The organism is Endozoicomonas sp. ALE010, assembly GCF_049310165.1.
Taxonomy (GTDB): domain Bacteria; phylum Pseudomonadota; class Gammaproteobacteria; order Pseudomonadales; family Endozoicomonadaceae; genus Endozoicomonas.
In genome coordinates, this window is the sequence record NZ_JBLYNV010000043.1 from 44,541 (window position 1) to 51,218 (window position 6,678).

General features: G+C 47.2%; 4 protein-coding genes and 2 pseudogenes. 1 reads left to right on the forward strand and 5 read right to left on the reverse strand.

All coding sequences use genetic code 11. The features are described from left to right. Positions 1–131 precede the first annotated feature (131 nt). A complete protein-coding gene (locus ACO6UY_RS16715) occupies positions 132–2,681 on the forward strand; it encodes a hypothetical protein (protein ID WP_422490691.1) in 2,550 nt (849 codons plus the stop codon). A 63-nt stretch (positions 2,682–2,744) separates the two neighbouring features. Here ACO6UY_RS16715 and ushA read toward each other — a convergent pair whose 3' ends face one another. The 5 genes and pseudogenes from ushA to ACO6UY_RS16740 form a co-directional block, all read right to left on the reverse strand. Then, on the reverse strand, positions 2,745–4,343 hold the full coding sequence (gene ushA / locus ACO6UY_RS16720; protein WP_422490692.1) for a bifunctional UDP-sugar hydrolase/5'-nucleotidase UshA: 1,599 nt from the start codon (positions 4,341–4,343) through the stop codon (positions 2,745–2,747). A gap of 169 nt (positions 4,344–4,512) precedes the next feature. After that, the gene (locus tag ACO6UY_RS16725; protein ID WP_422464084.1) at positions 4,513–5,649 is read right to left on the reverse strand and encodes a hypothetical protein; all 1,137 of its coding nucleotides are present in this window, start codon (positions 5,647–5,649) and stop codon (positions 4,513–4,515) included. Between the two features lie 35 nt (positions 5,650–5,684). Beyond that, entirely contained in the window at positions 5,685–5,855 is a 171-nt protein-coding gene (locus tag ACO6UY_RS16730) for a hypothetical protein (protein WP_422464086.1), read from the reverse strand. Between the two features lie 189 nt (positions 5,856–6,044). Beyond that, a pseudogene (locus ACO6UY_RS16735) lies at positions 6,045–6,440 on the reverse strand (IS1634 family transposase); the annotation flags it as partial. 80 nt (positions 6,441–6,520) lie between these two features. Further along, positions 6,521–6,678, reverse strand: a pseudogene (locus ACO6UY_RS16740) (ATP-binding protein); the annotation flags it as partial.

Genomic DNA, 6,678 nt, shown 5'->3' on the forward strand with positions numbered 1-6,678 from the left:
GTAACTGCAAAAGTGTTGCAAGTCATCCGTCTTATAGAGCCACAGCTATCCCCTCAGATATTGGCAAATGTACTGAGGATGCCTTTTGGCAAAAAAAAACATTAGAAGGGCGTCAGATAACCACGGCTGTAGTGCTTGCTACCTATGAAAATGAGAAAACGTCTCTCAGAAGCGGGTTCTTCCTGCAAAAGCTCTGTTTACAGAACGTTTTACATGGCAATAGAAAAGTTACCCCGGATCAGGTCATTCAGGCATTCAACCGGCAGCCGGACCGAAAGAATAAGTACAAATTAGCAATAGCACGCTTCAAGGCCGAATGTTGCCTGAAGTGTCTGCCGTTATATGGCTATCAGGTTACACCGGGTGAAGTGGTTAAGGATTTTCCGGGTAGCCCGGAAGGCAAACTGGGGATAGCGCGTTTTAAGGAACAATGCTGCCTGAAGGGCCTGATGTTGAATGGTCGGCAGATTTCACCAAATGCGGTGGTTAAGGATTATCAGGCAGCCAACGCAAAACTGGAGTTGGTGCGCTTTCAGGAACAATGTTGCCTGAGGGGACTGTTGTTGAATGGTCGGCAGTTCACGCCGGATGAGGTGGTTAGGGGCTATCAGGCATTAAAGGCGACACTGTCGCTAGCGCGTTTTCAGGAACAATGTTGCCTGAAGGGGCTGTTGTTGAATGGCCAGCAAGTGACAACGGATGTCGTGGTTAAGAATTATCAGGCAATCAAAGCAACACTGGAAGAGGCACGCTTCAAAGCGGAGTGTTGCCTCAGGAGGCTGACATTGAATGGTCGGCAGGTTACAGCGGATGAAGTGGTTGAGGGCTACCAGATAGCCAACGCACCACTGGAGCTGGCACGCTTTAAGGAACAATGTTGCCTGTGGGGCCTGATATTGAATGGTCAGCTGGTCACACCGGATTCAGTGGTCAGGGATTTCCCGGATAGCCCGGAAGGTGGACTGGGGATAGCACGTTTCCAGGCGGAATGTTGCCTGAGGGGGCTGTTATTGAATGGCCAGCAGGTCACACCGGGGGCGGTGGTCAAGGATTATGAGCGTGGTGGCTGGTTGCTCGAGAGAGCTATTTTTTATGCTCAGCTGGCATTGAATGCAAAAGCGTTGGATCAAAACTGTCTGGATGATCAGAAAGTATTAGAAGCATTTAATGACGTTCCCGGGGATTATTCTTCAAGGCAAGCCAGGTATTTGATGCAAAGCCTGAAACCTCCTCAGCGGTACGATGACGCCAATGAAGCTCAGAATGTACTGCAAAAGGCCTGGCAAATCTTAAGCAACGTATCGGTCCGGGACGATGAGCAACTCCGACTGAAATGTACATTGCAATTCATGGCGATGCAGTATGAATTGACCATTGATCATCTGAGAGTAACCGCAGAACAGGTATTGCAATCAATTACCGCACTGAGATGCTCATATCAGAATTCACGCCTGCATTTCTTCTTTCTGGCGCAGTGTCATATCGCAAGACAGCCTGTTAATGGACGGCAAATCCATAGGGAGCAGGTTCAGGAATGCCTTCAGAGTTTTCCCGAGGGAAGCAGGCTGCGCCATGCGTTAGGCTGCTGGTTTGAACAATGCAGCTCCGCAGCCAATATAACGGATTCTTTACTGGTTAAACGGGTAAGTGCCGTTACCTCGGGTAGTGATAATTCTGACGGATATAAAAATTTTGTCGTACAACAAGAGACTTCTGTTGCCATTGCCGCTGGTGCTGTTCAAACCCGGAAGTACTTGCCAAATGAATGGATAGCAACAAGCGGGCCGGAGACTCCGAACCATCAGATTCCGCAATTAAATGCACTAACACTGAAAACCCTGGAGATTATTCAGGAAATCAATGGTGCCAATAACGATCCAGCCATTCTGATTACCGGTTCATACTCCCGTTTTTTACAGAACCTCTGCCCAGTATTTAATGACATTGACATTATCTGCACGACAGAAGCGTCTGCCAGAGCACTCTTTGATACGCTGCAGTCACTGAATACCGACAGGGACTTTGAAATCCCCAAAAACATCACCATCAGGCTAATACCGGGATGTCCGGCGATTAAACTACCAAACGCTTATAATATTGAGCTTGAATACGGTGATTTGGGTACCAGGGCAATGGGGATTCAGGTCAGTGTTGATGCCAGAGTCATCCATGACAATGCAGAACGATTGGCTGTTCATGTTCCCGGCGTTGAGAGGCCGGTATGGTATTTGTCGTTTGCTGAAGAAACCAGGCTACTGAACGATACGCTGGAACACCTCGCCGAGAACCTTGATGCGCTGACAGGGCAATTGCAACAAGGGGCGGTATTTCACCTGCCGCGAACCATTCTTTTTAATTTTCCGCAAAGCCCTGATGAGCGTATCTACGGCCTGCTGATGCGCACCCTGCTTACCCTGAATAAAGCCAGGCAGTTTATCGCTCTGCACTCTGAACAAAACCCCGGAAGTCCTGACTGCCGGACCGACCAGCTTCAACAAGAGCAACAACGCCTTTATGGGCTTAGTGCGAATCTTCAAGCCAAATTGCATGGCCATGTTTGTCTTGCTGCTTTTGAGCAGAGAGTTAACGACTGGCTAACAACAACTCACCATGTTAATGATTACGAGATCAAGAGGAAGGCTTTTGTCAAAGCGCTGCTTGCGTTGATGCATCCTGAATAAGTGCAAGTGTGCGCTAGTCCTTTTTCACCGCGTTCACTTTATTTAGACGTCAGCAGCGTCGCCTTAATCGCTGCCGTATAATTTCAATATCTGTCGCTCGACACCTTTTGGTTCATAATCGGCAACGCTAATGGGTGAGTTTTTTTCGATGTACTCGCGAATCACTTCTGCGTCCAGAAAGCCTGTATCTACAAAGCCCGGATAGGAACTCACATCAGGATACTTATCACCTCCCCTTGCAGAGAAACTCAGAGTTGCCATCTTATAAGTTTTATTCCTATCCAGTGGTTTCCCGCCAATACGAACATGTTCAATTCCCGATGCGGTGATCACCATCTCAACACCAGAGAAGTGAGCAAATGCACCGCTATTAGCGGGCATTTGACCAACAACCTTAAGGTAATCGAGAACCTGCTGACCAGACATCTCAACAGTAGTCAGTGTGTAGCCGAATGGAAATACGATCAGAGCATCTTTATAAGTAATCTCTCCGGCATTGATGCTGGCACGAATCCCGCCTCCATTGGTTACCGAAAAGTCAGCACCGGTTTTGTCCATAAAAGCCCGGGTCAGTAACGTGCCCAGATTGGTTGGCTGGAACCGCACTTCTTTATGTTCGCCCATTAAGCGTTGGTCGACATTGCCAATTTTAACATCAACCAGTTTTGCACCCGCCTCCTGATAAGGAGAAAGAAGCCTCATCATTGCTTCATGATAAGGAATTCTGGTTTCACTTTCCTTGTGGTTAACAGGGATCAGCTGGTAATCAATAAGTTCGAGATCACCCTGTTGATAAACGAAATCTGCGCGCCCAACGTATTTGCCCCACTCATGGGCCTGTACGATCCAGGTGTCATTTTGCAAGTCAGGCTCAAATAATGGATCCTGGGAGTGACCGCCAACAATCAGGTCGATGCCGTTTACGGTACGAGCAAGTGTTACATCACCGGGAGCCTTAACACCATGATTGCCATTGGGGTAGTGACCCATGTGCGTTGAAGCAATGATCACATCGGCCTTCTCTTCCAGTTTGGGCAGTAATTCACGCGCTGCCTCAATCGGGCTTGCAAATGTCAGACCTAGCACATTCTCAGGATTAGACGTTTTAGGGGTATCGTCTGTGGTTAAACCCATAACCGCGACACGAAGACCATCAAGATTGAACACGGTGTAAGGCGCAAACAATGGCTCCCCACTTTTCTGATCGATAATATTGGCTGACAGGAATGGAAATTCTGCCAGTTCTTCCTGCATCATCAATATATCTCGCGGGTTATCAAATTCATGGTTGCCAACAGCCATTGCATCGTACCCAAGCATATTCATGCCTTTGAAGTCAGGTACAGCGTCCTGCAGGTCTGACTCGGGTGCACCTGTATTAATGTCACCCCCGGACAGTAGCAGTACATGTCCACCTTCTTCAGATACTTCTTTGCGAATCTCCTCAATCAAAGTCATTCGGGCTGCCATCCCGAACTGATCTTTCCTGTCATGCCAGAACCGACCATGATGGTCATTAGTGTGCAGTACCGTTAACTGGTAAGTTTTATCCGGGTCGAAGGCGGGGCCCGTTTGTTTTTCCGGGATAAGGGAGCATGCGCTAACCATAACCGCAATAGCAGCGACGGCCAGGTGAGTTGGTTTTGATAATTTAAATGCCATTTAAATGATGTCCTAAAAAATAAAAAGAAAAAATTGTTTTATTTGGGTGAGTGAGTTGCATAAATCTCGTTATATCAAGAGAGGTTAACTACTTAACAGCCTTAGCTCAAATCGGCAGAGATATTAGAGGCTGTTGTAAAAGTTACTGATCATTAACTCAGGATAAAGATCAAAAGTCGTCTATAACTACTAGTTTTTTGCCATCACCTTCAGCTGTGATACCAGTAAGGACTCCATGTTTTTTTGCTGTCTCAGCAACACCCTTATTGCCTCTTCCCTCTGTAACAGCCTCGGGAGTGGCCATGGCAGAGAGCAGCAAATCGACCAGATAGCTCATGCAGTCATCAGATGGTTGCTCCAGACAACTGATAAACGCCTTTAAATTGAAGGTTAAGTGATTAAACAACGTAGCGGGGGACTCAAATACATCAGCTATAGGTTTATCCCGAAAAAAGTAGTTTTGACTTCCGTCCAATCTATAGTCAGCCAAGACCTTGCTATGGCTTAACGACTGAGCTTCAATGGCTACTGCCAGGGAAATAAGATTGAGTCTACTCTGCTCGCTCATCAGTAATACGTCCAGACAATTATTGTCATTGATATCTTTGATGGCAGGGTCGCTTCCCCTCTCTATAAGGGGTTGGATATAGGCCTGATCTCGCCTGGCGCAAGCATAATGCAATGGTGTCAGACCGTATTTATCCTGTGAGTTTATATGCCTGCTGACCGGTAAACTTTCTGATTGTATTATTTTTGTGAACACTGGGTATTGTTTTTGATGTCCACGTGTTGAAGCTTTTTTATGTCCTTTGGCAATCAACAGGTGCAGCAAATTTTTCCGGTTACAGTCCTCAATAAAAGGATCAGCACCCATTTCAGTGATTAAATCAATGGCAACCTCACCGCCACCGTTTGCTATGACAGACATTAAACCCGTTACATATTTCCATTCTGGCCACCACAGACAATCATTGATGGACAGGGCTGGATTTTGCTCCAGAATTTCTTTGCCTTCCTGGATAGCCTGGGAAATTTTGGCCATGGAGCTGGTTTTATGATGCTCGACAGTCAAATCCCAGAACCAATGCTGAATGGGAGTTACCGGCCCATCGGGGTTGGAAGACTCTAAAGTGGATGGTGCATCTGACGATGATGCTTGCATCTCATTAGCCTTTTCAAGGGCTTTAAGATTTTTTCTGGCAATTGCCACTAACTCAGCCTTAGTAGCCTGATTCTTGGGCAAATCTAGCTGATCATCAAGTTTCGCAAATGCATTTTGCACGCCAGAAATCGATGTGGGAACCATATCTGTTTACCCTGTAGTGTGATTGACGTCAATCTTCAGGTTCCTGGAAGAATCATCCAGAGCATCACACCAGACCAGAAAAAAAGGAATAAGTTCATTTTAAAGAGTCGATAAAGGTCGACAAGATTGTTCTTAACCGTCTCGTCGTTGCCCGCCCAACGTTCTTTCAGGCAGGGCAGCGTCAGCAAGGCTGCCACGGCTTGCACATCCGTAGGGCCTGCATCACGACACATGAACGCAATGTTCCCAAGTAAATTCAGACAGGTTAGACGTTCCTGTACGGGCAGGTGGGGGGAGTCACGTTTCAGGCAGGGCAGGCTCAATAGGCTTTCAGGTTTTCCTTATCCTGTGGTAATGAAACGATAAAGGAGTGTGACTGCCTTTCACCACCCCTATCAGGAATATAACGACTCGTAAAAAATGCCCAAAATTTGAATGATCGTCCATTGTCTTTCCTTCAAACCGACCACATGTTCCTCCTGATTATTGACCGTTAAGACATTTATTCCCTGGAAACAGAAAAACACCCATCTCGCCGTTGGGTTCTGGCAGGGCTTCTTTTTCTGGTTTGGAAATACTCGGCTCTGTTTTTTCAGCTCCTGCCTTATTTTGTGCTGGATAGCAGCATAGACCATCAGGCACAGTGTCATCACCATTAACAGGGCTTCAATGCGCTCAGCTTTTTTCAGATAGAGTGAAGAGACCAGAAAGTCCAGGCTTTTCAGGAATCGAAAGCCGCCCTCAACCTGTTGTTGTGACTTGTAGGTAGACAACAGCTCCGTGGCATTCATGCAATTCTGATCCAATTCATGCGCATTCCGGAGCATTCGGCCACCCCCCATCGGAGCGCAGCGACGCATCGGTTTGCAGCTTAGGACTTAGGTTCGGACTTCGCCAGTTTTGCCTGTTTCTTGCGCAGTGACTCACCCTCAGAGGGGCGCGGTGGGCGTTATGAATCAACCGGTCCAGAATCGCATCTGCCAGTGTCGGATCACCGATCAGTTCATGCCAGTGATCAACCGGCATCTG

Excerpts from the sequence above, each read along its gene's own strand:
- ushA (WP_422490692.1), bottom strand. The coding sequence starts at position 4,343 with ATGGCATTTAAATTATCAAAACCAACTCACCTGGCCGTCGCTGCTATT.
- ACO6UY_RS16725 (WP_422464084.1), bottom strand. The coding sequence starts at position 5,649 with ATGGTTCCCACATCGATTTCTGGCGTGCAAAATGCATTTGCGAAACTT.